Source organism: Exiguobacterium sp. s43 (assembly GCF_018617255.1).
GTDB classification, from domain to species: domain Bacteria; phylum Bacillota; class Bacilli; order Exiguobacteriales; family Exiguobacteriaceae; genus Exiguobacterium; species Exiguobacterium profundum.
Genome location: NZ_JACSJT010000001.1, coordinates 932,743 through 956,830, shown reverse-complemented (window position 1 = coordinate 956,830; position 24,088 = coordinate 932,743). Strand labels below are relative to the sequence as shown.

The window sequence follows — 24,088 nt, the reverse complement described above, 5'->3', positions numbered from 1 at the left end:
GCAGTTCAACTCCTTCCAAACTTCATCCACGATCATCGTTCTCGAAGACGACGACTACGGGCAATCAATTCTTGTAGCTTGGACGCCTGGTCTACAATACTTTCGGCGTCTTGAGCGATTTCCCTTTTTGCACGCTCGATTTGACGTTGCTCCTCATAACTGTTTATCACCCGAATGTATTCGTCTAAAACCTCTTCAGACAGTTCATCCGGTCCAGCCATCAGACGGATCTCTGCAAAACGCATCGCATAATCAGGGCGTTGATCGCAATAACGCTCCATGAACGAAAGCGTGATTTGATCAAACTCATCCTGTGTCATCGTATCGGATACGATTTCATACAATGCTGACCCTAACATACGATGGGTTTCATCTTGATAACGCAGCCCTAAACGGTCGCGTACGAAACGGACCTGCTCCGGTCCCGTCAACATCGCACGCAACAAGTACTTCTCGGCTTTCATCCAACGAGGCTCACCTGTTTTACTCGAACGCTTCCGTACCGGCTCTACAGGTTCCATCGCACGGGTGGGAGTTGATTCACTTGACGTCGGACGAGGAATTCTCGAACGGAGCGTCTCTAGCGGAATCTCAAACTCATCCGACAGTTTCTTCACATATAAATCTCTTCGAATCGAATCATTTGTCTTCCCGATCTCTTCAAGCATAGATTCAATAAAGCGAATCCGTTCTCCTTCTCGGTTCAAGTTTTTTCCTCGCCGGTACATGCGATTCATAAAATCGAGAACACTCAACTGCTCAGTTTCAATAAACTGCTGCCAGTGAGTTGCCCCATGCTGACGGATATAATCATCTGGGTCCGTCTTTTCCGGTAGTGGCAAAACTTGTACATCGAGTGGAGACGCTTCTAAGAGGCGAATGACTTTTTGTGTCGCTTCTTGTCCCGCGTGGTCTCCGTCATAACAGATAATGACTTCATCCACGATTCGAGATAGCGCCCTCGCATGTTGAGGAGAGAACGCGGTTCCGAGCGATGCCACAACTTCTTGTGTGCCCGCTTGCGCGACTTGTAAAACGTCAACGTTCCCTTCAACGAGGAAGACACGCTTTTTCTTACGCATCGTCGCCCGGGCTTGAGAGAAGCCGAACAATAACTCGCTCTTATTGAAGAGTGGCGTCTCAGCCGTATTCACATATTTTGGTTGTCGGTCATCAATCGCTCGTCCACTGAAGCCAACGATGGTGCCGTCTCGATCCGCAATCGGAAAGACGACCCGTCCTTCAAATCGGTCAAAATATTCACCGGACTTCGACTTTGAAATCAAACCTGCCTCAACCATTACTTCTAAATCAAACCCGCGCCGCTCCAACAGCTCGACAGTAAAGCGTCGTTGGTCTGGGGCAAAACCGATCTTGTATTGCGCAATCGTCTCTTCAGCCAGATCACGATCCCGTAAATACGTTAAGCCCACTTCTCCAGCTTCTGTTTTCATCAACACTTCATGATACAAGTCAGCGACAAGGCGATGCGCATCACGCATCTGTTTGCGCCATACCTGTTCTCGCGTCAGTTCCTCGTCCCCTTGGATCCCGTCTACCGAAATATTCGCCCGTGTTGCCAAGCGTTCGACCGTCTCAGGAAACGACAATCCCTCGGTTTCCATCACGAACGTAAATACATTTCCGCCGGCGCCACAACCGAAACAGTGATACATCCCTTTTTCAGGTGAAACGGAGAAAGAAGGTGAGTTTTCGGAATGAAACGGACATAATCCGACAAGGCGGTGTCCTTGTTTCTTTAATTCGACACGTTCGCCAATCAATTCTACGATATCGGTCGCTTGTTTCACTTCTGCGATGACTTCATCTGGTATTCGTGGCATGTTGACCACTCCCTGTTTCCAATCTCGCAACGAAACGGAACGCTCATCACGTTCCGTTTCACTGTACTGTCAATACTCTATTATACCCTCTTGAAGCAATGATTACTAATTGAAACACTTACTCATTCAATCATCTTTAGACTGTTCAAGATGACGCAAGATGATCCCTGCCGTTTCTTCAACTGCTTTGTTCGTCACATCGATGACATCGCAACCGATTCGTTCATAAATACCACGCGCATACTCGAGTTCACGATTGATTCGCTCTAGCTGCGCATAATCTGCTTCCGGCTTCAAACCTAGCGATTTGAGACGTTCCATCCGGATTGAAATCAGCTTTTCCGGGGAGATGATCAACCCGACACATCGTTCAGCAGGCAAATCAAACAATTCCTCAGGCGGTCTCGATTCTGGAACGAGTGGCACGTTCGCGACTTTGTATCGTTTCAGTGCCAAATATTGAGATAGCGGCGTCTTTGACGTTCGAGAAACACCGACCAACACGATATCAGCTTTTTTCAGGCCACGTGGGTCCCGACCATCGTCATACTTGACGGCAAACTCCATCGCCTCGATTTTTCGGAAGTAATCATCATCCAATCGATAGATGAGTCCCGGCTTTTCACGTGGCGCTTCTTTCAATTGGCTAGATAATACATCGAGCAAATCTCCGAGCAAATCAACCGTTTTCACTTGATGAGCTTCACCAAGCCGCATGAGAAGGGCGCGATGTTCCTCATTAACGAGCGTGAACGCAATGATGGCCTGTTGTGCTTTTGCTTGCGTGACGACATCGATAATCGTCTGCTCATCTTCGACGAACGGGATGCGAAGGGTTTCGATCGCATTCTCGTGGAATTGGATACTCGCTGCGCGGACGACGAGTTCGCACGTCTCTCCGACCGAGTCACTTACAACGAACACAAGTTGTTTCGTAGTCAATTCGATTTCCTCCTCAGATCGACTCATCGTTCGCTAACGCAATGAGCACCTTCGTCATATTGGTCTTCGTCATACGGCCAAGTACAATCAATTTCCCATCTTTTTCTTCTACGACGGGCATGGCATCGATTTGTTTCTCAATCAATTTCATCCCAGCTCGAATCAACGTTTCTGTTTTCTCACATACTGTAATGTTCGGCATGCGGGTCATGATGACGTTGACGGGTAACTGGTCTAAGTCTTGATTTCCGATGGCCGCACGAAGGAGGTCTTTACGAGATAAAACTCCGACTAACTCCCGGTCACGTCCGACAACGAACAATGAGCCGACATCTTCTAAGAACAACGTGACAATCGCATCATATACCGTCATCTCATCCCGTACGACTTTCGCAGAAGACATGAAGTCCCCTACGGTCAGCGAATCTAACTTTTCTCGTAGCATCGACGAATTCCGTTTGCCAACGAACGTGTAGCCGACACGAGGTCTAGCTTCAAGTATGCCTGTCATCGTCAAAATAGCGAGGTCAGGCCGCAGGGTCGCACGTGTCAATGAGAGCTCTTGTGCGATTTGTTCCCCTGTGATCGGCCCGTTCTCCTTCACGATCTCGACGATTTTTTGTTGGCGTTCATTCAGTTGCATAGCCAACCCCCTCTAGTTTGTTTAGAGTACGAGCGCGTTGAAATCTGCGACACGCTTAATCGTCGTTGCAAGTCGGTTCATTTCATGGAGACGGTTTTGGCGGACCGCCTCATCATCACTCATAACCATTGTGTGTTCGAAGTACATCATAATCGGTGATTCGAGTTGTTGTAGAAGGTCGAGCGCTTTCTTGTAATCTCCCATCTCGACAGCTTCGGCTGTTGCAGGAGCGGTCTGTTCAATCGCATCATGCAATGCAATCTCATGATCGTTCTCAAACAAGGAAGGATCGACATCTCCCGCTTCACCTTTTTTCGAAATGTTCACGACGCGCGACAATTGCTCAATCAACGCCTTCGCATCCGTCGATACAAATTCTTGAATCGCGTCTGCGCGAGCATCGAGTCGCACAACCGTCAATGAGGTCGTCAATACGGCGTCAATCACATCATAACGAACCTGCTGTTCTTGCAGGCGATATTTCAAGCGCAATTTGAAGAACTCATCTAGTTGTGCCTTAACTTGTTCTTTATCGGCTTCATAGAGTCCTGCTTCCAGTTGTAATTCGACAACTTTTGAAAGCAACGTGTCGATTGAGAGATCAATCTTCCAATCTCCAAGAATCTGAACGACACCTTGGGCCTGGCGACGAAGCGCGAACGGGTCTTGTGAACCGCTCGGAATCATCCCGATGCCAAAGAATGCTGCAATCGAGTCTAATTTGTCGGCAAGGGCAAGAACGGCACCCGTTGCCGTCTCTGGAGAAGCGTCCCCAGCAAAGCGTGGCATGTAATGCTCACGGATTGCCGCTGCCACTTCCTTGTCTTCACCTTGTTGGAGTGCATATTTCTCACCCATGATTCCTTGAAGTTCTGTGAACTCGTATACCATCTGGCTCACGAGATCAAATTTATGAATGGCACCGGCACGGCTTACTTTTTCAAGGTCTGCCTCGAACAACGGTGCAAGTTCCTGAGCGATTTTCGTCACACGACGCGCTTTCGCACCAGTCGTTCCCAATTTTTCATGGAAGACGATGCGATCGAGACGTCCGAGCTGATCATCGATTTTCGTCTTTTTGTCTTCCTCATAGAAGAACACGGCATCCGCAAGACGGGCCCGGATGACTTTCTCGTTACCGCGCGCCACATTTTCAAGATGCTCGGCATTCCCGTTTCGTACGGTCACAAAATAGTTTTTCAATGTTCCGTCGAGATAGACCGGGAAATAACGTTGATGCTCTTTCATCGTTGTGATCAATACTTCCTCAGGCAAGTCGAGGTACGCTTCATCAAATTCCCCGAAGAGAGCGGTCGGCCATTCGACTAAGTTTGTCACTTCCTCAAGCAAGTCGGCGTCGAGTGGAATCGTCCATCCTTGTTTCGTTGCAAGCTCTTGAATTTGACGTTCGATTTCAGCTTTACGCATCTCGTAGTTCGCCATGACAAAAGCAGACTCTAATGTCTGGACATATTCGGTAGGTGATGAGATGACCACGTCCCCTTTACTGAGGAAACGATGCCCACGCGTCACGTTATTCGTTTTCACGCCTTCGATTGTGAAGTCGATGATGTCTTGACCAAAGAGTGCGATCAACCAACGAATCGGACGCATATACCGTAGGCTGCTCGTTCCCCATTTCATGTTTTTCGGGAACGTCAAGCTACGGACCACATCTTCAAGACCGTTCAATAGCGAGAGCGTCTCTTGTCCTTTTTCATGGCGTTCCGCGAAGACATACTCGACTCCTTTTTCTTCTGCGAAATAGAGATCTTCTACTGTCAATCCGCGGCCACGTGCAAAACCTTGTGCCGCCTTCGACCAGTTACCTTCCGCATCTTGTGCAATCTTTTTGGCAGGTCCACGAAGAGTTTCTGCCAAATCCTGTTGCGTTTCAGCCACATCACGAACGATGACAGCCAAACGACGTGGTGTCGAGTACACTTCGATTGAGCCAAAATCAACACGCGCCTCTTTTAAGAACGCGTCAACACGTTCCGCCAACTGTTTCTCTGAACGCAAGACATATTGAGCCGGCAGTTCCTCTAATCCAATCTCTAACAGAAGGTCACGCATTCAAGTCACCTGCTTTCTCTTGTTTCAAAAGTGGGAATCCAAGGCGTTCCCGTTCTTCAATAAATTTAGCGGCACACGCACGTGACATGTTCCGGACACGCTGAATGAAGCCGGTACGTTCCGTCACAGAAATGGCGCCTTTTGCGTCCAACAAGTTGAACGTGTGCGAACATTTTAGAATGTAATCGTATGCAGGGAAGACAAGGTTTTCTTCAAGCGCACGCTTCGCTTCTTTCTCATACGTATCAAATAACGTGAATAACATGTCGACGTCAGACAATTCGAACGTATATTTCGAATGTTCAAATTCTGGTTGATAGAAAATGTCACCGTATTTGAATCCGTCTGTCCAGACAAGATCGAATACACTTTCTACTTCTTGAATGTATGACGCGAGGCGTTCAAGTCCGTATGTGATTTCCACGGCAATCGGGTCACACTCGATTCCACCGACTTGTTGGAAGTATGTGAACTGCGTGATTTCCATTCCGTTCAACCAAACTTCCCAACCGAGACCTGCTGCTCCGAACGTCGGGTTTTCCCAGTTATCTTCGACGAAACGGATGTCATGCTCAAGCGGATTGATGCCAATCAGTTCAAGACTCTCCAAGTACAACTCTTGAATGTTGTTTGGTGACGGCTTCATGATCACCTGAAACTGATGGTGCTGGTAAAGACGGTTCGGGTTTTCTCCGTAACGACCGTCAGCTGGACGGCGTGACGGTTCGGTATAACAGACGTTCCACGGTTCTGGCCCAAGGCTTCTGAGGAATGTCATCGGGTTCATCGTCCCGGCCCCTTTTTCCACATCGTACGCCTGCATCGTCAAACAACCTTTTGACGCCCAAAAGTTTTGTAGCGTGAGAATGATTTCTTGCACTGTCATGTGCTTCATTAATGACACCTCCAATAGTATTGAAACGACAAAAAACGCCCCTATGTGCCTAGCACATAGGGACGGGATTGATTCCCGCGGTTCCACCCTACTTGCCCCAATAATGGGACCACTCTTAAAAGATGTGGGCGCTCTGGAATCGCCATTCGCTCTTCTCATGATACCCGGCTCACACCGCCCCGGACTCGCTTCATTCATGACAGGAAGAGTTACTTTTTTCCTTCATCGCGCACGCTATTTCATTTGTCTAATCGTACATCATCGTATCGAATTCACTATAAAAAGTCAATCCTCATTCAGATGAAGTCGAATCATTTGATCGAGCACCCGTTTCGTCTTCAATCGTAGTCCACTATACGATTCCATATAAGCATCAAAGAGCAGGCGCAAAAGGACTCTGGACTCATCCGATAGCGGAACGTTCCGAAACTCTGACAATTCGTGCTTACTCATCAAATAAAGTAGTTTCGCCAATCTTTCGGACAGCCGGATCACACCTTCTTCTGGATGTCGCGCACATAAAAAGCCACCGGACGCGACAGAGAAGTACATGGGATCCGTCACATCTCCACAGCGCACACATCCCGTCAAGACTGGGGCGACGCCTAATAGATGCAAAATACGTAATTCAACATAGTGCGTGATGACATCTGCGTCCATGCCCGCATTCAGTGCCTGCAAGGCATCCCGTAATATTCGAAACAATGGACGATTTTGGACACGATCCTCGACAGATCGATCAACAAGTTCTAACCAATACATCGCATATGCCATCCGTTCGACATCTTTTCGGATTTCAGGATAAGACGTCATGACGTCAGATGATTTTAACTGAGCGAGTCCTCGGCTAGACGGAAAGATATAGACACCTTCCACAAACGGCTGACTCGAGGCGTGAAACCGGCTACCCGGTTTCTTTGCGCCCCGTGCCATGATCGCGACTTTGCCAAGTTCCTCTGTAAACAATGTCACGACTTTATTCGATTCCCCATAATTAACGGTACGAACGACGATTCCCGTGACTTTTTGTAACATGGCTCAATACTCGTCGTCGCGGAAACCGAGGTCACGAAGCTGACCCATCTTGTTACGCCAGTCTTTCTGCACTTTTACCCATAGGTTCAAATAAACTTTAGTCCCGAGAAGCGCTTCGATATCATGGCGCGCGTCTGTTCCGATTTCACGAAGCATAGCCCCTTTTTTTCCGATGATGATTCCTTTTTGCGAATCACGCTCCACCATGATTACGGCTTCGACATCAATCATCTCAGAGTTCTCACGTTTCTTGATCGATTCGATGGCTACAGCAATCGAATGAGGGACTTCATCGCGTGTCTTATGCAACACTTTCTCACGAATCATCTCTGAGATAATGAAACGCTCCGGGTGGTCCGTTACTTGATCGGCCGGATAATACATCGGTCCTTCAGGCAACAATTTCTTGATCTCACCTAAGAGCGGTTCGACGTTGTTGCCTTGTAGCGCCGAAATCGGGACGTACGCCGCGAAATCCAATTCGTTCGTATATTGTTCAATCACTTTCGGAAGTTCATCTGGATGGATTAAATCGATCTTGTTCATGACGAGAATAATCGGTGTGTCGAGCCCTTTGAGTTTCTCAATAATAAAGTCGTCGCCAGCTCCACGCGGTTCCGTCACGTTCACCATGAAGAGAATCGCATCAACTTCGCGTAATGCGTTCGTCGCCACTTTCATCATGAAGTCGCCAAGACGGTGTTTCGGTTTATGAATCCCTGGTGTATCGATGAAGATGATTTGGGAATCATCGGTTGTGTACACACCTTGCACCTTATTTCGTGTCGTTTGTGGTTTATCCGACATGATGGCAATCTTTTGTCCGATCACACGGTTTAAGAATGTCGATTTCCCGACGTTCGGTCGTCCGATAATCGAGACGAATCCGGATTTAAAATCTTCTTGATACATAATGCACCTGCTTTCTCTATTTCAGAACTATTAGTATAGCATGTTCCATAGCCGTGGACCGAATATTATGAGCGCCGTTACGGCAGCACCAAGTGAAGTAACTAAAACGGCTCCTGCGGCAACATCTTTCGCTTGCTTCGCGAGTGGATGGACGTCTTCTGTCACGAGATTAACCGTTCGTTCGATTGCCGTATTCATCATTTCCATGCTAATAACGGCAATCACCCACCCGAACAAGATGACAATCTCGAGTCTTGTCGGCTGTAACCAGATGGAAAAGACGAATACGAGAAAAGCCGACAGGAGATGGAGTCGCATGTTCCGTTCCGAACGAACGGCATGGAGGATTCCCTCACATGCCACACGGAACGGTCTCACACGTTGCCTCGCTTCAACTCAAAATGAGTGAGCACTTCTTCTTGCCTTGCCGTCATCTCCGCTTCTTCCTCAGGTGTCATATGATCATACCCAAGTAGATGGAGGAATCCATGAATTGCTAAAAAGCCGAGCTCCCGCTCAAACGAATGACCATAGTCAGCTGCCTGTTCTCGGCATCGTTCTACCGAGATGACGAGGTCACCGAGAAGATGTGGCTCATCTTCATCGAGCATGAAATCCATCTCGTCATCCCCCATCTCATCAAATGCGAAACTGATGACATCGGTCGGGGCATCTTTGCCTCGCCATTCTCGGTTCACTTCATGGATTTCCGCATTTGTTAAATACGTGACCGACAATTCGCTCGGCTCTTCCACCTCTTCTAGTTGGGCGGCATGTTGTAAAATCGACTCGACGAGCTCGATTTGAGATGTAGTTAACAATTCATGTTCATCGTTCGAGATGATTTGCATGTAATTCTCCCTCTTTCTTTAATTCTGGGTATTCGATTCGTTCGTGGAACAAGCCGGTCAGTGTCTCACACGCACTCTCTCCGACGCGCCAAATTTCTTTCGTCGTCAATTCACATTCTTCGAACTGCCCATCCGCCAACTTGTCGCGAATGATTGTTCGAACGAGCATTCGGATTTTTTCTGGCGTCGGTTGTTTCTGCGAGCGGACAGCCGCTTCGATTGAATCGACGATCATGACAACGGCAGCCTCGCGCGATTGTGGCTTTGGACCTGGGTAGCGGAAACGAGACTCTAACACCTCTTTATCAGGATCTTCCTTCGCTTTAACGTAGAAATATTTCAATAAAGACGTTCCGTGATGCTGCTCTGCTATATCGATGATTTCTTTCGGTAACTTATAACGTCGCAACAGATCCGCTCCGTCATAAGGATGAGCCATAATAATGTCTGCCGATTCTTCAGGCGTCAAGCGATCATGAGGATTCCCGCCACCTTGTTGATTTTCAATGAAATGAAGGGGACGCTCCGTCTTCCCAAGATCGTGATAATAGCTTGCGACACGTGCGAGAAGACCATCTGCGCCAATCGCCTCACATGCGGACTCTGCCAAGTTCGCCACCATCATACTATGATGATACGTACCAGGTGCCTCCATTAAAAGTTTCCGCAGCAGCGGATGCGTCGGACTCATCAATTCTACAAGTCGACCAGAAGACAAGACGCCAAACCACGGTTCCAAAAATGGCAGGAAGCCAAACGTCAAGACAATGGAGAGCAAGGCGCTAATAACGGCAAATCCAGAAAGATACATCGCCATTTCCCAGGAAACTTGCACGTTCCGAAGTAAGAGTAACGCGATGACCATGATGATGTTGACGAAACCGAGCAACACCCCTGATAAGAATAGTCGCTTCCGCTGAATTTTCGGTTCAACTAAAAAGACAGCTAGAAAACTACCCGTCGCCACATACACGAGCGTCATGAAATTCGTGCTCTGTCCGAATGTGACAACGACACTCCCGGCAATCATCGTAATGAAGGCCGAGGCGAGCGCAACTCGTTCATCGATCAAGATGCGTAGAAGCAATACGACGAACGCTGTCGGCGCTAAAATATAGGCATATGTCGTAAAATCGACACCGATATATCCGACACCAAAAAAGATGCCGAGTTGTAAAAGTAGCAAGCCATAGACCGTCACTAAGATTTTCGGACTCAGTAACAGGTCTTTGATTTTCGAGCGGATGAGCATGAATAGAAACCCACCGGTCAACAATGCGCTGAGCAAGAATGACCCGAATAATGGTGCAAGGGAACGATTCGGATCGATGGCTCCAGATAGCTCTAATTTCCGATATATCTCTCGAGTCACCACCTCACCTTGACTGACGAGTAACTGTCCTTCTTGAATGATGACAGGATCGACAGCATCGACGGCCTCTTGTTCTTTTTGACGGGTCGCCTCAGAGTCAAATACATAGTTCGGTACGATGAGTTCATCGCTTAACGTTTTCGAAATGGCGCGGAACTCAAACGAGAGCGGCGATTGATCGATAATCGCTGCTGCTCGGTCTCGAGCCGCAGCGACCGCTTCATTACTCGTTTCAATCCGGTCGTCCATCACTTGTTGTAACGCGGTGACTGTGACATCTTCTACCGTTTGTCGGGTATCTTCACTCGCTTCAAGCAACGAATTCAACTCTTCATCAGCTAATACACCGTTCGCCTCTGTAGAATTTAGACGGTTTTTAATATCCGCCAGTTCAGTCTCCTCATCCGTTTGGTCGAATGCTGCGAACAACTGCTCGACTTTAGCGATTTGTTGGTCTGCAAATTCTTTTCTCAAGGAGAATTGACTGCCGACACCATTTGTCACTTCTTGTTTCAATCGTTCGGTCGCAACACGGTCCTCAACCGTGATCGGAGACCGAATATCCTGTTCGGCAATCCCAAGCGGTTCCACACTGATGATGGATGGGCGCACGGTAAAGTATAGAATGGCGCCTAATAAGAGAAAGAAAATCAACGAGATGGTCGCGACTGTCCAGTTTTTAGCTTGCTGCATTCGTGCCCCCCCTTTTCACGATCTGGTGACCTCACACGTACATTTAAGTGAGGTCCGTACTATAGGCGTTGATGATTTTCTTAACGAGCGGATGACGGACGACGTCAGACGCACTGAAGTGTTCAAAATGAATACCATCCACGCCTTCTAACAGGCGTAACGCTTCCTGTAACCCCGATGCCTTGCCTTTCGGTAAATCGACTTGGGTCAAATCCCCTGTGACCACCATTTTCGATCCAAAACCGAGTCGCGTCAAAAACATCTTCATCTGTTCTTTTGTTGTATTCTGGGCCTCATCCAAGATGACGAACGCATCTTCTAACGTGCGTCCACGCATATAAGCGAGCGGAGCCACTTCAATCGTGCCCCGTTCTAACAAACGGTTCGTCTGTTCCACGCCATACACATCAAATAGGGCGTCGTATAATGGGCGGAGATATGGGTCCACTTTCTCTTTTAAATCTCCCGGTAAAAATCCAAGGTTCTCTCCCGCTTCAACGGCAGGACGCGTCAAGATGATCCGTTTGACTTGCCCTTCTTTTAAGGCACGCGCCGCAAGTACGACAGCTAGGTACGTCTTTCCTGTTCCGGCTGGTCCGATACCAAAGACGAGATCACGTCGTTCAATCGCACGAACATACCGGCTTTGACCTACTGTCTTGGCACGAATCGGTTTCCCCTTATTCGTCGTAAAAACAACTCGTTCATAATGTTCGAGCAGTTCATCTCCCTTTCCGACTTGAATGTGCTGGATGACGCTAATGGCATCACTTTCATTTAGACGTGCACCTTTTTTCACTAACGTCTGCAAGGTGATGATCACTTGTTTCGTTAATTCAAGAGCCTCAAGTGTATCGGCTTGAATAATCAACTCCTCACCCCTTGGGATGAGTGCCACTTTCAATTCTGTTTCAATCGCCTGGAACACTTCATCTTTCGGTCCGAGTAAAGCTTGTGCTTCGTTCGCATGTTCCATGACGAATGGTATTTTATCAGTCATAATCAATGGATGCATTGCCCCCTCATTAAAATCGGTTATTCCTCTTTTACTTTAGCACTATCACGCCTATCGTGAAAGAAAGACCGCGTAATTTTCCACGCGCAAAAGGCAGTAACATGACGTCACTGCCTTCTGTTCACTTCTTCCGTTTCGAGATAGGAGGTTGTAATACCTCACTCCAAATGACAGCTTCCCGCATTCGCTTTTGTGAAACGTTCAGTTGTCTCGGTTTCTTTTCCTTTTGAATCGGTGGAATTTTAACCGCTTGTTCGAATTGCGCGCTCACTTTCGGCATCTCGACATGACGTTCACGTGGAGCCGGTCGTTCTTCTACCGTTCGAGCGACTCGACGCCTCACCTTTTGTGGTGTCGGTTTTTCGTCCGAGTCATCGAATGCCGTTTCAATCTCTTTCATGACGTCCCCTACCGAATCCAAATAGCGTTTCAGTTCACTGCTTTGAGGACGGTCTCCAGAGGACGATGATTTTTCGAGCCGTTTCATCACTGCCGAGGCAATTCCGAAGGCGGCTAACAAGAGTACCCATAGTCCATCCATATCAATCACTCATTATCTGATTCAGAATCGACAGGTGCCCCAATCGCTTTTCGCATTTCTGTATCCGCTTGAACGTTCAAGTAGTTCACGTAATCCATGACACCAAGCTTTCCGTTTCGTAACGCTTCTGCCATCGCGAGTGGGACTTCCGCTTCGGCACCGACAACTTTCGCACGCATTTCTTCTACTGAAGATTTCATTTCTTGTTCGCGTGCAATCGCCATCGCGCGACGTTCTTCCGCCTTCGCTTGAGCGATTTTCTTATCTGCTTCTGCTTGGTCCGTCTGCAAGACCGCGCCGATGTTCTTACCGATATCGATGTCGGCAATATCGATCGAAAGAATCTCAAACGCTGTTCCTGAATCTAAACCTTTTGTGAGGACAGTCCGTGAAATCATATCCGGATTCTCTAGTACGTGCTTGTGGTTGTTTTGTGAACCGATTGTCGACACGACCCCTTCACCGACACGGGCGATAATCGTTTCTTCCCCCGCACCACCGACGAGACGATCGATATTCGCACGTACGGTAATACGTGCTTTCGCCTTCACTTCAATCCCATCCATCGCGACACCCGCAATAAATGGCGTTTCAATGACTTTCGGGTTAACTGACATCTGTACAGCCTCGAGCACGTTACGTCCTGCCAAATCGATGGCAGCAGCCCGTTCGAATGACAATTCAATATTCGCACGGTGCGCCGCAATCAATGCGTTCACAACGCGGTCTACGTTACCACCAGCCAAGAAGTGACTTTCAAGTTGGTTCGTGTTTAATTCAATTCCTGCTTTAACCGCTTTAATCAACGGGTTCACGATTTTCGAAGGAATAACGCGACGAAGGCGCATTCCAATCAATGTGAAGATCGAGACGTGGACGCCCGCTGCAAACGAACTGATCCATAGTCCGACCGGTACGAACGTGAAGAATACGGCAAGTGCAATCAATCCTCCACCTGTAATGAGTAACGTTGTCAGTAATTCTGGTGTCATTCTGTTACATCCTCCTTCGGTTCTACAAAGCTTCGAACGACAATCCGTCCAGAATCCACTTTATAAACCTGAATTTTTGTCTGCTGATCGAGATAGCCACCTTCCGTCACGACATCAAGTCGTTCTCCGTCGATTTCGGCAGTACCTGCTGGGCGAAGTGGTGTCAAGGTGACTCCCACTTTGCCGAGAAGTTGTTTTCGATCTTCGTGGGACAAGTAGCCTTTTTCAGTCGATGTCGAATCCGTCAAAATCAACCCTTTATAAATGAGCGGACGATTCGTACTCAAGCGGCGGTATGCCCAAAAGCCGAGACCTGTTAGCACCGCTGCCGCGAGACCAATCGATAGCCACAGTTGACCGATCGTCGCACCAGCCATAATCAAACTCGCAACGACGGCTCCGATCCCAAGCAAACCGAACAATCCAAACCCTGCTACGAACACTTCAATTCCAAGAAGGACGACTCCGACAAAAAAGACTGTCAGAATCACTCCGAGACCAAATGTCATCGTCTTGCTACCCCCTTCCAAATTCAAAGCTATCTCCTATCTCTAGTGTATACGAAACAAGATTGAATGTGGTTTCAGAATACGCAAAAAAAAGCAGAAACTTTCGGTTTCCCGAAAAGTAACTGCTTTTTTCATCAATTCGTCAATTGTTGTTTGACGATTCGGTTCACAAGACCACCGTCTGCCTTGCCTTTGACTTGCGGCATGACGACGCCCATCACCTTACCCATATCTGATGGAGCGGCTGCATTCGTTTGAGCAATTGCTGCTTGGACGATGGCGGTCACTTCATCTTCTGAAAGTTGTTCAGGCATATAGGCTTCTAGGACGACAATCTCTTCTGCTACTTTGGAAGCAAGGTCTTCACGACCAGCGCTTTCGAATTCTCGGAGGGAGTCTCTGCGCTGTTTCATCTCTCGGTTGAGCACCGTGAGTTCCTCTTCCTCGGTAAGATCTTGACGACCTAGTTTGATAGCCTCATTTTGGAGCGACGCTTTGACCATCCGGATTGTCGTAAGACGATCCTTTTGTTTCGCGCGCATGGCTTGCTTCATGTCGTCCGTCAAGCGTTCTTGAAGACTCATGAGCCAACACCCTCTCTACAAATGAAACTGGAATCAGAATTTCTTACGCTTACGCGCAGCTTCTGATTTCAATTTACGTTTTACGCTTGGCTTTTCGTAGTGACGACGTTTACGAACTTCGGCAAGTGTGCCATCTTTCGAAACACCGCGTTTGAAACGACGAAGAGCGTCTTCAAGCGATTCGTTTTTACGGACACGAGTTTCCACTAGTTTTCCCTCCCTCCGAATTACACGACTAAGGAAACGTGTTTCACACGTCATATCATATTATAGTGAAATTAAGTCGTGTGGTCAACCACTTATTAATAGTCGCTGTCTGAACGTCCACCAGTGACAATCGCGATACCTGCTGAAGCACCGATACGTGTCGCACCAGCATCGATCATCGCTTTCGCACCTTCGAAGTCACGGACGCCACCTGAAGCTTTTACGCCGATGTCAGGTCCGACCGTCTCACGCATGAGGCGAATGTCTTCAACTGTCGCGCCACCAGTCGAGAAACCAGTCGATGTTTTGACGAAGTCTGCTCCAGCTTTCACTGAAAGTTCGGCAGCTTTTTTGATTTCTTCTTTTGTAAGCATGCATGTTTCGAAGATGACTTTGACGAGTGTACCGTTTGCCGCTTCGACAACCGCACGGATGTCACGTTCTACGAGATCGTAGTCAGCATCTTTGAGTGCTGCGATGTTGATGACCATGTCTACTTCATCTGCTCCATTGGCAATCGCATCTTTTGTTTCAAATGCTTTTACCTCAGGTGTGTTTGCACCAAGTGGGAAACCGATGACTGTACATACTTTGACATCATCATCTGACTTGAGTTGTTCTGCTGCATATTTGACCCATGTCGGGTTGACACAAACGCTTGCGAATTTGTATTCGAGCGCTTCTGCACAAAGTGTTGTAATTTGATCTTTTGTTGTTTCAGCCTTTAAAGCTGTGTGGTCGATATAACGGGCTAATTCCATGATTCATTTCCTCCTCTGACAAATAAGTCTGACATCTAACATATTACCATGTTTTGATGAGATGTAACAGCTTTCAAATCTAAATCAACTGACGACGTTTACGAGCGACGACCCAACTGTTCCAACTAAAGAAGAAAATAGCGAGCCAAATGCAGGTGAAGGCAAAGACATGGTATGCCGTGAACGGTTCATGGTACATGACGACCCCGATAATCAAGCTAAGTGTCGGTGCGATAAATTGAAGAAACCCGACAAGCGTGAACGGGATATGTTGTGCCCCGTACCCAAATAGGAGAAGAGGTAACGCCGTGACCACGCCCGTTCCAAGAAGGGCGATCCAAATGACAGGCGACATGTTATACGCAATATTGTCGGTGACAACTTGATTTCCGAGGAAGAGCAATGCCACCGGGACCACCGCCAGCGTTTCAATTCCTAGGCTGACCGTAGAAGCAAGAGGACGTCGTTTCTTCACCATTCCATAGAATCCGAACGTACTCGCCAAGACGAATGAAATCCACGGGAACGTGCCGTATCCTAACGTCAAGACGAGGACGCCAATTGATGCAATCCCAACGGCCATCCATTGGACTCGATTTAATGATTCCCGAAAGACGAGCACCCCTAACACCATACTGACGAGAGGATTGATGTAGTACCCGAGAGAAGCTTCAATGATATATCCGTGATTGACAGCCCATATGTATACAAACCAGTTGGCACTGACGATGAATCCGTTCAACATGAATGCGTTTCGTGTAGCCGGATGTCGAAGTGCGTAACCGAACTCTTTCCACTGATTTGTCCATCTCAGAACGAGCAGAATAAATAAAAATGACCAAACGATTCGATGTGCTAAAATTTGACCGCTCGGTACTTCTTGCAAAAATTTCCAATAAATCGGAAGGACGCCCCACATGACGTACGCCCCGATTGTCGTCCATACTCCCTTATTCACACGTTCACCCGCTCCCTTACAAGTTAAAGACAGTTTAGTCGATGAAAGACTCCCGATACAAGACTTTTGTTTCATGAAAAAAAGGCGCGAAATCGCGCCCTGACCGTTTATTGTTTCACTTGTTCAATTGCTGTTAATGCTTGTGCCAAGTCTTCGATCAAGTCATCAATGTCCTCAAGTCCGACCGAAATACGGACGAGCCCATCGGTGATGCCAAGTTCCGCTCTGCGTTCGGCTGGAATCGAGGCATGTGTCATGCGTGCCGGAACACTGATCAAACTCTCAACCGCTCCTAAACTTTCTGCGAGCGTGAAGTATTTCGTCTTCGCTACCATCATTTCTGCCGCTTCCGCTGAACCGACATCAAATGCGATCATCCCACCGAATCCACGTGCCTGCGATAAATGAATCCGCTTCGCTTCCTCACTGGATACACTTGGATGGAGCACGCGTGATACAGACTCGTTCGACTGAAGGAATTCAACCAATGCTCGTGCATTCGATTCAATCTCTTCCATCCGAACAGCCAACGTCTTGATTCCCCGTACAACAAGGAAGCTATCTTGTGGTCCAAGGACTGCGCCAACAGAGTTTTGAAGGAACGCCAAGGCCTCGCCCTGCTCTTCCGTACGTGCGACAACAAGTCCCGCTACGACGTCACTATGTCCACCTAAGTACTTCGTGGCACTGTGAAGGACGTAGTCTGCACCAAGATCAATCGGATTTTGGAAGTAAGGGGTCATAAACGTATTGTCCACGACGAGTAACACATCTGCTTCATCGGCAATCGTACGCATCGCCCGAATGTCCGTCACGTTCAAGAGAGGATTTGTCGGCGTCTCGACATAAATCATTTTCGTGTTCGCTTGAAGCGCATCCCGAACCGCTGCTTCATCGGATGTATCGACAAAAGTTGCTTCCAAGCCTCGTGACTGAAATACTCGATTGAATACACGGTACGTTCCTCCATATACATCAGACCCGACGATGACGTGGTCTCCAGATTTCAATAACATAAGCACCGTCGAGATGGCTGCCATCCCAGATCCGAATGCAAATCCTTGCACGCCGCCTTCGATGTCGGCAATCAATGTCTCTAATGCCGTCCGAGTCGGGTTTGCTGATCGTGAGTACTCGTACCCTTCTCGCAAGTTGCCAATCCCGTCTTGCTTATACGTGCTCGTTTGATAAATCGGTGGCGTGACGGCCCCTGTCAACGGGTCCGTCGTTTTACCGCCGTGAATGAGTGCTGTCTTTGTACGCATGTTCTGCCTCCTTGACAATTCCTTGACTTAAATATCGTTCTGCGCTATCAGGCAAGATGGTGACAATCGTGCCTTCCGTCAATTGATTCGCTTCTTTTACACATGCTGCAATGGCAGCCCCTGAAGAACTACCGATGAGCAAGCCTTCCTGTTTCGCTAGATGTGCCACGTAATAGAAGGCTTCCTCATCTGTGATGGTATGAATCGCATCGACGTAAGACTTCTCCAGAAATGGTGGCCATTTTTCGACGCCAATTCCTTCTGTTTTATGTGGTCCTGGTTCACCGCCGTTCATAATGGAACCGACCGGCTCCACGACGACAGTTTTCGTCCCAAGTGGCTTTAATGATTTGGCGACACCGGTGAACGTGCCTCCTGATCCCGCTCCCGCTACAAATACATCAATTTGTGGCACATCTTTCAACAACTCATGTGAAAGGATGTCGACATAAGCATCCGGGTTATCTGGGTTCGAGAACTGTTCTGGGACATAGGCGTCATGTTCTTTGGCCAACTCAATAGCATGTGCGATCGCGCCTTTCATGCCGAGTTCCGTCGGCGTGTTGACGACGGTGGCCCCGAGCAGTCGCATCAATGCCTGCTTCTCTTGACTGAATTTTTCAGGAGTGACCGTCATGAGTCGAATTCCGAATCGCTGACAAGCGAGCGCAAGCCCGATTCCCGTATTGCCTGCTGTCGGTTCGATCACCGTTCCACCAGGTGCCACATCGCCACGCTCAATCGCCCGTTCAATCAAATTCATCCCGAGTCGGTCTTTGACACTCCCACCTGGATTCATCATCTCGAGCTTTCCGTACACTTTGACATTCGCTGGTATAGGAAGCGTTCGAAGTTCAATAAGCGGTGTGTCTCCGATGAGTTCATAGACGTCACGGACAATCATCTTATGCCTCGTCCTTGAAGACGATATGCCATTCATCACGTTTTGCGAGCATGTCTGCCGCTAATTTTTTGGCACCTTCGAAATCATGATGGTTCGCATTCCCACATTGAACAGGGTTTTGCGCAGGCAATTCCTCAGCGTTCATCGCATCACGCAACGTCGCTTCCACGAGGTCAAGCATTCGTTCGTAGTTCCCATCATTGAGCATTGTCCAATAGAAACCTGTCTGGCAACCCATCGGTGAGATATCGACAATGTCTTCGGAATGATTGCGACTGTTCTCGGCAATCAAATGCTCAAGTGAATGAACCGCGCGCATCGGCATGAGTCCTTCGTTCGGTTGAATGAAACGAATATCGTATTTATAAATCGTGTCAGCCGTCCCTTCTTTCACACCAGCTAAACGGACAAACGGCGCCTGTACTTTCGTATGATCCAAGTTAAAACTTTCAACATTATATGTTTTCATGAGTAATTCCTCCTCGTTATTTAGTGGCTATTACGAGCCAGACAAACTTGTTTTTCTGCGTCATCGTCACGTTGTATCCGTTCGCTTCTAACATGGAACGAATCGTTGACGTATATGGATAGTATTCACGATTTAAATCTTCGACGAGGTCCGAGTACCCTTTCGCAGTCGCCCAATCGATGATGTCCTGACGAGCTGCTGGTGACTCAAACATCGTATCAAGCAACACGAACTTCGGGTGTTCCCAGTCTTCGACATATCGACCAATGGCCGTGGCCTTTTCAGAATCTGTCAAGTGGTGAAAAGCATATGACGATACGATCGTATCTACATGTGATAACTTCGGATATCGGAGAAAATCACCTTCGAGTACTTCAATCCCCAACTTTTCAACAGCAATTTGTCGCATTTCCGGCGACGGTTCAATCGCAATCAACGGATGCCCTTTTATAATTCGACTGCTCAAGTTTCCTGTTCCGACACCAAACTCAAGTACCCTTCCTTCGACATGTAGGGCAACCTCATCGAGCATTTGCTCATAACCGATGAAGACTTCGTGATATTGCTCATCATGCCCCTCGACCGTCGTATCATAATCCTTTGCCCAATCCTTAAAGATGTCCATGAATGGTAAGTTCATATCGCTACCCCAATCTTAATTCTTACTAATTTGATATGTTTTATTGGTATTTAACTTTAACGTTACATTAACAGGTTTTTTTATTCATTTCAAGTCATTCGCTAGATTCACGCATCATATGCAATTGGATATAGGTCTTATGTGTTAGGTCTTTAGTAATTGTCAGAACATTAAAATTTGTGCAAAAACACTTACCTATTTTACAAATAAATCCACTCTTTTTTATCTGAATAGCGATATGATAATTCTCAATGTAAGTCTATGCTTTATTATTTACAGGTAATAACAAATTTTAGGGGGTCCATACGTTGTCACGAAAAAAAATCTATTTAAACGCTTCACTCGCCACATGTATCGCCTTGTCACCTGCACTGATTCAAGCTGGAACAACTTCTGTTTCAGCAGAAGCTTCCGTTAAACCGAAATTGGTTCTTGAGAAAAAACAGAAAAAAGTTCGGGTCGTTGTAGAGCTCGTCGGGGATCCTGCCATTGCCGAAGCCGCTCAAAAAGGGAAGAAATTTAATGAATTGTCGAAATCAGAGCAAAATAAGGCACAACAATCTGTTCAATCGGAGCAAAAACGTGCCAAGTCTGCCTTGAAGAAACAAGGCGTAACCGCTACACCGATTGAAGAGTTCACGACCGTCTTTAATGGCTTCTCTACATTCTTATCTACAAGTGAAATCGCCAAAGTCGAAGCATTACCTGAAGTGGCGACCGTTCACATTGTCAACGAGTACGAGCGCCCTGAAGTCAAACCGGATATGATCACGAGTAACGGCATGGTTCAAGCCGAACAAACGTGGGGAGATTACGGATTTGCCGGAGAAGGTACTGTCGTCGCTGTCATCGATTCTGGAATCGACCCTGAGCACCGGGATTATAAGATCACCGACGCTAAAACGGCAGAGTTGACTCAATCAGAAGTCAATCAAGCCATCACATCGTTCGGTCTCCCAGGCGAATACGTCAACGAGAAAGTTCCATACGCATATAACTACTACGATGAGAACGATGACATCAAAGATGATTCACCTGGCGCTTCAATGCACGGACAGCACGTTTCCGGTACAGTTGCCGCAAACGGTGACCTAGAAAACGGTGGGATCAAAGGTGTCGCACCGGAAGCACAAATTTTGGGATTGAAAGTATTCAGTAACGACCCGAACTATGCGTCTACATATGGAGATATCTACATCAAAGCAATTGATGATGCCATTAAACTCGGTGCTGACGTCATCAACATGAGCCTCGGATCAACAGCCGGTTTCGTCGATGCCGATTCTCCAGAGCAACAAGCCGTTCAACGTGCTGTCGACAACGGCATCTTTATGTCGATTTCTGCTGGGAACTCCGCATACTTCGGTCACGGATTTGACTTGCCAACTGCTTCAAACCCAGATACGGGCGTCGTTGGGGCGCCGAGTGTCAGTCAAGCATCTACATCGGTCGCCTCTCTTGAGAACGATCAAATTCAATTGGATGCTTTCAGAGTCGGTGATGAGAAGATTGGATGGAAGAAACAAGACGGTCCTGCCTTCAAAGAAGGAACATACGACATCGTATATGTCGGAGACGGACAACCGGAGAATTATGAAGGAAAAGACGTAAAAGGAAAACTCGTCCTTGCTGTTCGCGACGGCGGTTACTTCTACTCGCAGATCCAAAAAACAGCTGAAGCGCAAGGCGCAGCAGGTGTCATCGTACGTGGTGCGGTCGGGCACGGCGATTATGTCTCGATGGCTCTCGATCAACCTCAAATTCCGATGGCTTCACTCAGCATCCAGGACGGGAATGAACTGAAAGACAAGTTAGCAGACGCTCCGCTTCAAGTGACGTTTGCCGGTGACCGCATCAGTGTCAATAACCGTTCAGCCGGTGCGATGTCTGATTTCACATCGTGGGGCGTCACACCGAACCTTGACTTCAAGCCAGAGCTTTCTGCTCCAGGTGGCCAAATTTTCTCTACGTTCAACGATAACCAATATGGGTTGATGAGCGGAACATCGATGGCAGCACCACACGTTGCCGGAGGGGCGGCCCTCGTCCTTGAGCGTGTGGACCGTGACTTCAAATTGAGTGGAAAAGCACGTGTCACGATGGCGAAAAACTTGTTACTCAACACGTCGAAGCCTGTCACAGATATCGGACCTTATAACCAAGAATTGAAACAATCACTCCCATACTCACCACGTCGGGCCGGAGCAGGTCTAATGCAATTGCATGCAGCCGTCACCTCTCCTGCTGTCGCATATGAGAAGTCGACAAAAGAAGCAAAAGTCGCTTTAAAAGAGTTGTCGAAGAGCAAAGCATCGTTCACGATCGTCGTCGAGAACACGTCGACTGAATCGTTAACTTATGATGTAGCCGCATCGTTGCAAACGGATCTCGCTGTCAAAAACAAAGACGGAATCGTTCAAAATGCGATGGAAGCGCAAGCACTTCAACAAGCGATCATTAAAATTAACGGATCAAACACAAGTAAAGTCACGTTGAAAGCAAAACAGAAGAAGGAAATTAACGTTTCAATCGATGTCTCGAAAGCAAAAGTGTTGAATCCTGAAACATTGGAAGGCACTGTATCCGCTAAATCTGTCTTTGAGAACGGCTATTTCGTCGACGGATTCCTTCGTTTGACTGATCCGCGCGGTACAGACGGTCATCCATCTCTCGTCGTTCCAATCGTCGGATTTGAAGGGGATTGGGGCAAAGCGCCGATCTTTGACGAGACAATCTATGGAGAAGGCGCATTCTATGGCGTCTCTGGATTGGTGGATGCAGAAGGAAACTACTTAGGTGAAAAACTAGATGAATCTGTGGCTAGCGAAGCGGTTGCCATTTCACCGGACGGAGACGGGTCGAAAGATACGGCTACTCCAGTCTTCTCGCTATTACGCAATGCGAAAGACATCAAATATCGCGTCGTAGATGAGAAAGGGAACGTCCTTCGCACCCTCAAGATGGAAGACGAATTGAGAAAGAACTACTTCGATGGCGGAAGTGGTGATTATTACTATTACGCAGCGGATAACGCTTGGGACGGAAAATTGAATGGGAAGATGGCGCCAAAAGGCACATATTACTATGAAATCGAAGCAAGCATCGATTACATGAAGAAACAAGCTCAAACGATGCGCATTCCTGTCAAAGTAGATTACACAGACCCACGCTTCACGCTTCGTTGGGACGACAACGTAGCAAGCGTCAAAGCGTCGGATGACTTTGCTGGAATCAACGGTATCGAATTCCTCATCAACGGGAAAGTCGTGGCAAAAGAAGCGAAAGCTTCAGCGAACTTCACACTTGAACAGCCGCTCGAGACTACAGATCAGCTTTCAGTTCGTGTGTCAGACAATGCCGGGAACGTGATCACTCGAAATGTTTCAACAGAAAATGATGCGGCCAAACCTGGTATCTTTGTCGATGCACCACTCGCCTTGTCTCCTTACGGTACATCCATCGTTCCATTGATCGGTCAAATCAAGGATGCCTCTGAAATCGCATCGTTCACGGTAGACGGGGTCGACGTACCACTCAAATATGACGCGTCAGCGAAACAATATACGTTCAATACGACACGCACATATAAGGATGGTTTCCACAAAGTCCGCTTTGTCGCAGAAGACACTGCTGGGAACGTGACGAACTTCGTCCGTCCAATCTTTGTCGACTCTACGAAAGCAACATTGTCGGTGACAAACGTACCGAAGAACGTATCGGCTAAACAGAAGTCTGTAAACGTGAAAGTTCAAGTAAAGGATAACTTCGACGAAATCAAGCTTCGGGTCAACGGGGACTTGAAATGGAACTATACGTTGAAAGAACCATACGCGATGCGTGCATTCTCACGCACGGGAACAATCACACTTCCAGTGACAGCGAAAGGAAAGAATACCTTCACGTTCGAAGTGACCGACCTTGCCGGGAACGTCACGAAAAAAGTAATTACAATTAACAAAAAATAAGCGATACAAAAAACG

Annotated in this window: 23 protein-coding genes; 1 reads left to right on the top strand and 22 read right to left on the bottom strand. The window is 47.6% G+C overall.

Annotation, left to right across the window (positions count from 1 at the left end; all coding sequences use genetic code 11):
• Positions 1 to 32: 32 nt before the first annotated feature.
• The 22 genes from dnaG to KNO79_RS04770 all read right to left on the bottom strand — a co-directional run bounded on the left by dnaG (position 33) and on the right by KNO79_RS04770 (position 20,108).
• Positions 33 to 1,844, bottom strand: coding sequence for a DNA primase (dnaG, locus tag KNO79_RS04875; protein ID WP_159562496.1), 1,812 nt, complete (start codon positions 1,842 to 1,844; stop codon positions 33 to 35).
• A 126-nt stretch (positions 1,845 to 1,970) separates the two neighbouring features.
• Complete coding sequence (locus KNO79_RS04870; protein WP_196430874.1) at positions 1,971 to 2,813, bottom strand: pyruvate, water dikinase regulatory protein; 843 nt, start codon at positions 2,811 to 2,813, stop codon at positions 1,971 to 1,973.
• Entirely contained in the window at positions 2,800 to 3,429 is a 630-nt protein-coding gene (ccpN, locus tag KNO79_RS04865; RefSeq protein WP_012726643.1) for a transcriptional regulator CcpN, read from the bottom strand. Before ccpN ends, KNO79_RS04870 begins: the two co-directional genes overlap by 14 nt.
• Before the next feature lie 21 nt (positions 3,430 to 3,450).
• The gene (gene glyS / locus KNO79_RS04860; protein ID WP_196430875.1) at positions 3,451 to 5,505 is read right to left on the bottom strand and encodes a glycine--tRNA ligase subunit beta; all 2,055 of its coding nucleotides are present in this window, start codon (positions 5,503 to 5,505) and stop codon (positions 3,451 to 3,453) included.
• Complete coding sequence (glyQ, locus tag KNO79_RS04855) at positions 5,498 to 6,391, bottom strand: glycine--tRNA ligase subunit alpha (RefSeq protein ID WP_196431848.1); 894 nt, start codon at positions 6,389 to 6,391, stop codon at positions 5,498 to 5,500. Before glyQ ends, glyS begins: the two co-directional genes overlap by 8 nt.
• Positions 6,392 to 6,685: 294 nt before the next feature.
• Entirely contained in the window at positions 6,686 to 7,435 is a 750-nt protein-coding gene (gene recO / locus KNO79_RS04850) for a DNA repair protein RecO (protein ID WP_074036609.1), read from the bottom strand.
• A gap of 3 nt (positions 7,436 to 7,438) precedes the next feature.
• The gene (gene era / locus KNO79_RS04845) at positions 7,439 to 8,347 is read right to left on the bottom strand and encodes a GTPase Era (RefSeq protein WP_012726647.1); all 909 of its coding nucleotides are present in this window, start codon (positions 8,345 to 8,347) and stop codon (positions 7,439 to 7,441) included.
• Positions 8,348 to 8,377: 30 nt separating this feature from the next.
• Positions 8,378 to 8,725 carry a diacylglycerol kinase family protein gene (locus KNO79_RS04840; protein WP_214690743.1) on the bottom strand — a complete coding sequence of 116 codons (348 nt, stop codon included), beginning with the start codon at positions 8,723 to 8,725 and terminating at the stop codon, positions 8,378 to 8,380.
• Positions 8,722 to 9,198, bottom strand: coding sequence for an rRNA maturation RNase YbeY (ybeY, locus tag KNO79_RS04835; RefSeq protein ID WP_074036606.1), 477 nt, complete (start codon positions 9,196 to 9,198; stop codon positions 8,722 to 8,724). The genes KNO79_RS04840 and ybeY overlap by 4 nt, the downstream gene beginning before the upstream one ends.
• Positions 9,176 to 11,263, bottom strand: coding sequence for an HD family phosphohydrolase (locus tag KNO79_RS04830; protein ID WP_012726650.1), 2,088 nt, complete (start codon positions 11,261 to 11,263; stop codon positions 9,176 to 9,178). Before KNO79_RS04830 ends, ybeY begins: the two co-directional genes overlap by 23 nt.
• A gap of 43 nt (positions 11,264 to 11,306) precedes the next feature.
• Positions 11,307 to 12,278, bottom strand: a complete 972-nt coding sequence (locus KNO79_RS04825) for a PhoH family protein (RefSeq protein WP_074036604.1) — start codon at positions 12,276 to 12,278, stop codon at positions 11,307 to 11,309.
• A gap of 121 nt (positions 12,279 to 12,399) precedes the next feature.
• On the bottom strand, positions 12,400 to 12,819 hold the full coding sequence (locus tag KNO79_RS04820) for a hypothetical protein (RefSeq protein WP_196430876.1): 420 nt from the start codon (positions 12,817 to 12,819) through the stop codon (positions 12,400 to 12,402).
• 5 nt (positions 12,820 to 12,824) lie between these two features.
• A complete protein-coding gene (gene floA, locus KNO79_RS04815; protein ID WP_012726653.1) occupies positions 12,825 to 13,811 on the bottom strand; it encodes a flotillin-like protein FloA in 987 nt (328 codons plus the stop codon).
• Entirely contained in the window at positions 13,808 to 14,320 is a 513-nt protein-coding gene (locus KNO79_RS04810; protein WP_031423231.1) for an NfeD family protein, read from the bottom strand. Before KNO79_RS04810 ends, floA begins: the two co-directional genes overlap by 4 nt.
• 134 nt (positions 14,321 to 14,454) lie before the next feature.
• Positions 14,455 to 14,904: a GatB/YqeY domain-containing protein gene (locus tag KNO79_RS04805; RefSeq protein WP_074036596.1), complete on the bottom strand. Its 450-nt coding sequence runs from the start codon at positions 14,902 to 14,904 to the stop codon at positions 14,455 to 14,457.
• Between the two features lie 33 nt (positions 14,905 to 14,937).
• Positions 14,938 to 15,132: a 30S ribosomal protein S21 gene (gene rpsU / locus KNO79_RS04800; protein WP_029334745.1), complete on the bottom strand. Its 195-nt coding sequence runs from the start codon at positions 15,130 to 15,132 to the stop codon at positions 14,938 to 14,940.
• Between the two features lie 74 nt (positions 15,133 to 15,206).
• A complete protein-coding gene (gene deoC, locus KNO79_RS04795) occupies positions 15,207 to 15,872 on the bottom strand; it encodes a deoxyribose-phosphate aldolase (RefSeq protein ID WP_012726656.1) in 666 nt (221 codons plus the stop codon).
• 79 nt (positions 15,873 to 15,951) lie between these two features.
• Positions 15,952 to 16,830, bottom strand: a complete 879-nt coding sequence (gene rarD / locus KNO79_RS04790) for an EamA family transporter RarD (RefSeq protein ID WP_074036593.1) — start codon at positions 16,828 to 16,830, stop codon at positions 15,952 to 15,954.
• Between the two features lie 107 nt (positions 16,831 to 16,937).
• Positions 16,938 to 18,095 (bottom strand): bifunctional cystathionine gamma-lyase/homocysteine desulfhydrase, encoded by a 1,158-nt coding sequence (locus tag KNO79_RS04785; RefSeq protein WP_074036592.1) that lies wholly within the window; start codon positions 18,093 to 18,095, stop codon positions 16,938 to 16,940.
• On the bottom strand, positions 18,061 to 18,999 hold the full coding sequence (locus KNO79_RS04780; protein ID WP_196430878.1) for a PLP-dependent cysteine synthase family protein: 939 nt from the start codon (positions 18,997 to 18,999) through the stop codon (positions 18,061 to 18,063). The genes KNO79_RS04785 and KNO79_RS04780 overlap by 35 nt, the downstream gene beginning before the upstream one ends.
• Before the next feature lies 1 nt (position 19,000).
• Positions 19,001 to 19,468 carry an S-ribosylhomocysteine lyase gene (locus tag KNO79_RS04775; RefSeq protein WP_012726660.1) on the bottom strand — a complete coding sequence of 156 codons (468 nt, stop codon included), beginning with the start codon at positions 19,466 to 19,468 and terminating at the stop codon, positions 19,001 to 19,003.
• Between the two features lie 16 nt (positions 19,469 to 19,484).
• Positions 19,485 to 20,108 carry a class I SAM-dependent methyltransferase gene (locus KNO79_RS04770; protein WP_214690742.1) on the bottom strand — a complete coding sequence of 208 codons (624 nt, stop codon included), beginning with the start codon at positions 20,106 to 20,108 and terminating at the stop codon, positions 19,485 to 19,487.
• A gap of 308 nt (positions 20,109 to 20,416) precedes the next feature.
• Between KNO79_RS04770 and KNO79_RS04765 the strand changes: the two genes are divergently transcribed.
• Complete coding sequence (locus KNO79_RS04765; RefSeq protein ID WP_214690741.1) at positions 20,417 to 24,073, top strand: S8 family serine peptidase; 3,657 nt, start codon at positions 20,417 to 20,419, stop codon at positions 24,071 to 24,073.
• The last annotated feature ends 15 nt before the right edge of the window (positions 24,074 to 24,088 follow it).

Bases quoted from the DNA above. Each gene is read 5' to 3' on its own strand.
- dnaG (WP_159562496.1), bottom strand. From the start codon at position 1,844: ATGCCACGAATACCAGATGAAGTCATCGCAGAAGTGAAACAAGCGACC.
- KNO79_RS04870 (WP_196430874.1), bottom strand. From the start codon at position 2,813: ATGAGTCGATCTGAGGAGGAAATCGAATTGACTACGAAACAACTTGTG.
- ccpN (WP_012726643.1), bottom strand. From the start codon at position 3,429: ATGCAACTGAATGAACGCCAACAAAAAATCGTCGAGATCGTGAAGGAG.
- glyS (WP_196430875.1), bottom strand. From the start codon at position 5,505: ATGCGTGACCTTCTGTTAGAGATTGGATTAGAGGAACTGCCGGCTCAA.
- glyQ (WP_196431848.1), bottom strand. From the start codon at position 6,391: ATGACAGTGCAAGAAATCATTCTCACGCTACAAAACTTTTGGGCGTCA.
- recO (WP_074036609.1), bottom strand. From the start codon at position 7,435: ATGTTACAAAAAGTCACGGGAATCGTCGTTCGTACCGTTAATTATGGG.
- era (WP_012726647.1), bottom strand. From the start codon at position 8,347: ATGTATCAAGAAGATTTTAAATCCGGATTCGTCTCGATTATCGGACGA.
- ybeY (WP_074036606.1), bottom strand. From the start codon at position 9,198: ATGCAAATCATCTCGAACGATGAACATGAATTGTTAACTACATCTCAA.
- KNO79_RS04830 (WP_012726650.1), bottom strand. From the start codon at position 11,263: ATGCAGCAAGCTAAAAACTGGACAGTCGCGACCATCTCGTTGATTTTC.
- KNO79_RS04825 (WP_074036604.1), bottom strand. From the start codon at position 12,278: ATGCATCCATTGATTATGACTGATAAAATACCATTCGTCATGGAACAT.
- KNO79_RS04820 (WP_196430876.1), bottom strand. From the start codon at position 12,819: ATGGATGGACTATGGGTACTCTTGTTAGCCGCCTTCGGAATTGCCTCG.
- floA (WP_012726653.1), bottom strand. From the start codon at position 13,811: ATGACACCAGAATTACTGACAACGTTACTCATTACAGGTGGAGGATTG.
- KNO79_RS04810 (WP_031423231.1), bottom strand. From the start codon at position 14,320: ATGACATTTGGTCTCGGAGTGATTCTGACAGTCTTTTTTGTCGGAGTC.
- KNO79_RS04805 (WP_074036596.1), bottom strand. From the start codon at position 14,904: ATGAGTCTTCAAGAACGCTTGACGGACGACATGAAGCAAGCCATGCGC.
- deoC (WP_012726656.1), bottom strand. From the start codon at position 15,872: ATGGAATTAGCCCGTTATATCGACCACACAGCTTTAAAGGCTGAAACA.
- KNO79_RS04785 (WP_074036592.1), bottom strand. From the start codon at position 18,095: ATGCGTACAAAGACAGCACTCATTCACGGCGGTAAAACGACGGACCCG.
- KNO79_RS04780 (WP_196430878.1), bottom strand. From the start codon at position 18,999: ATGATTGTCCGTGACGTCTATGAACTCATCGGAGACACACCGCTTATT.
- KNO79_RS04775 (WP_012726660.1), bottom strand. From the start codon at position 19,468: ATGAAAACATATAATGTTGAAAGTTTTAACTTGGATCATACGAAAGTA.
- KNO79_RS04770 (WP_214690742.1), bottom strand. From the start codon at position 20,108: ATGAACTTACCATTCATGGACATCTTTAAGGATTGGGCAAAGGATTAT.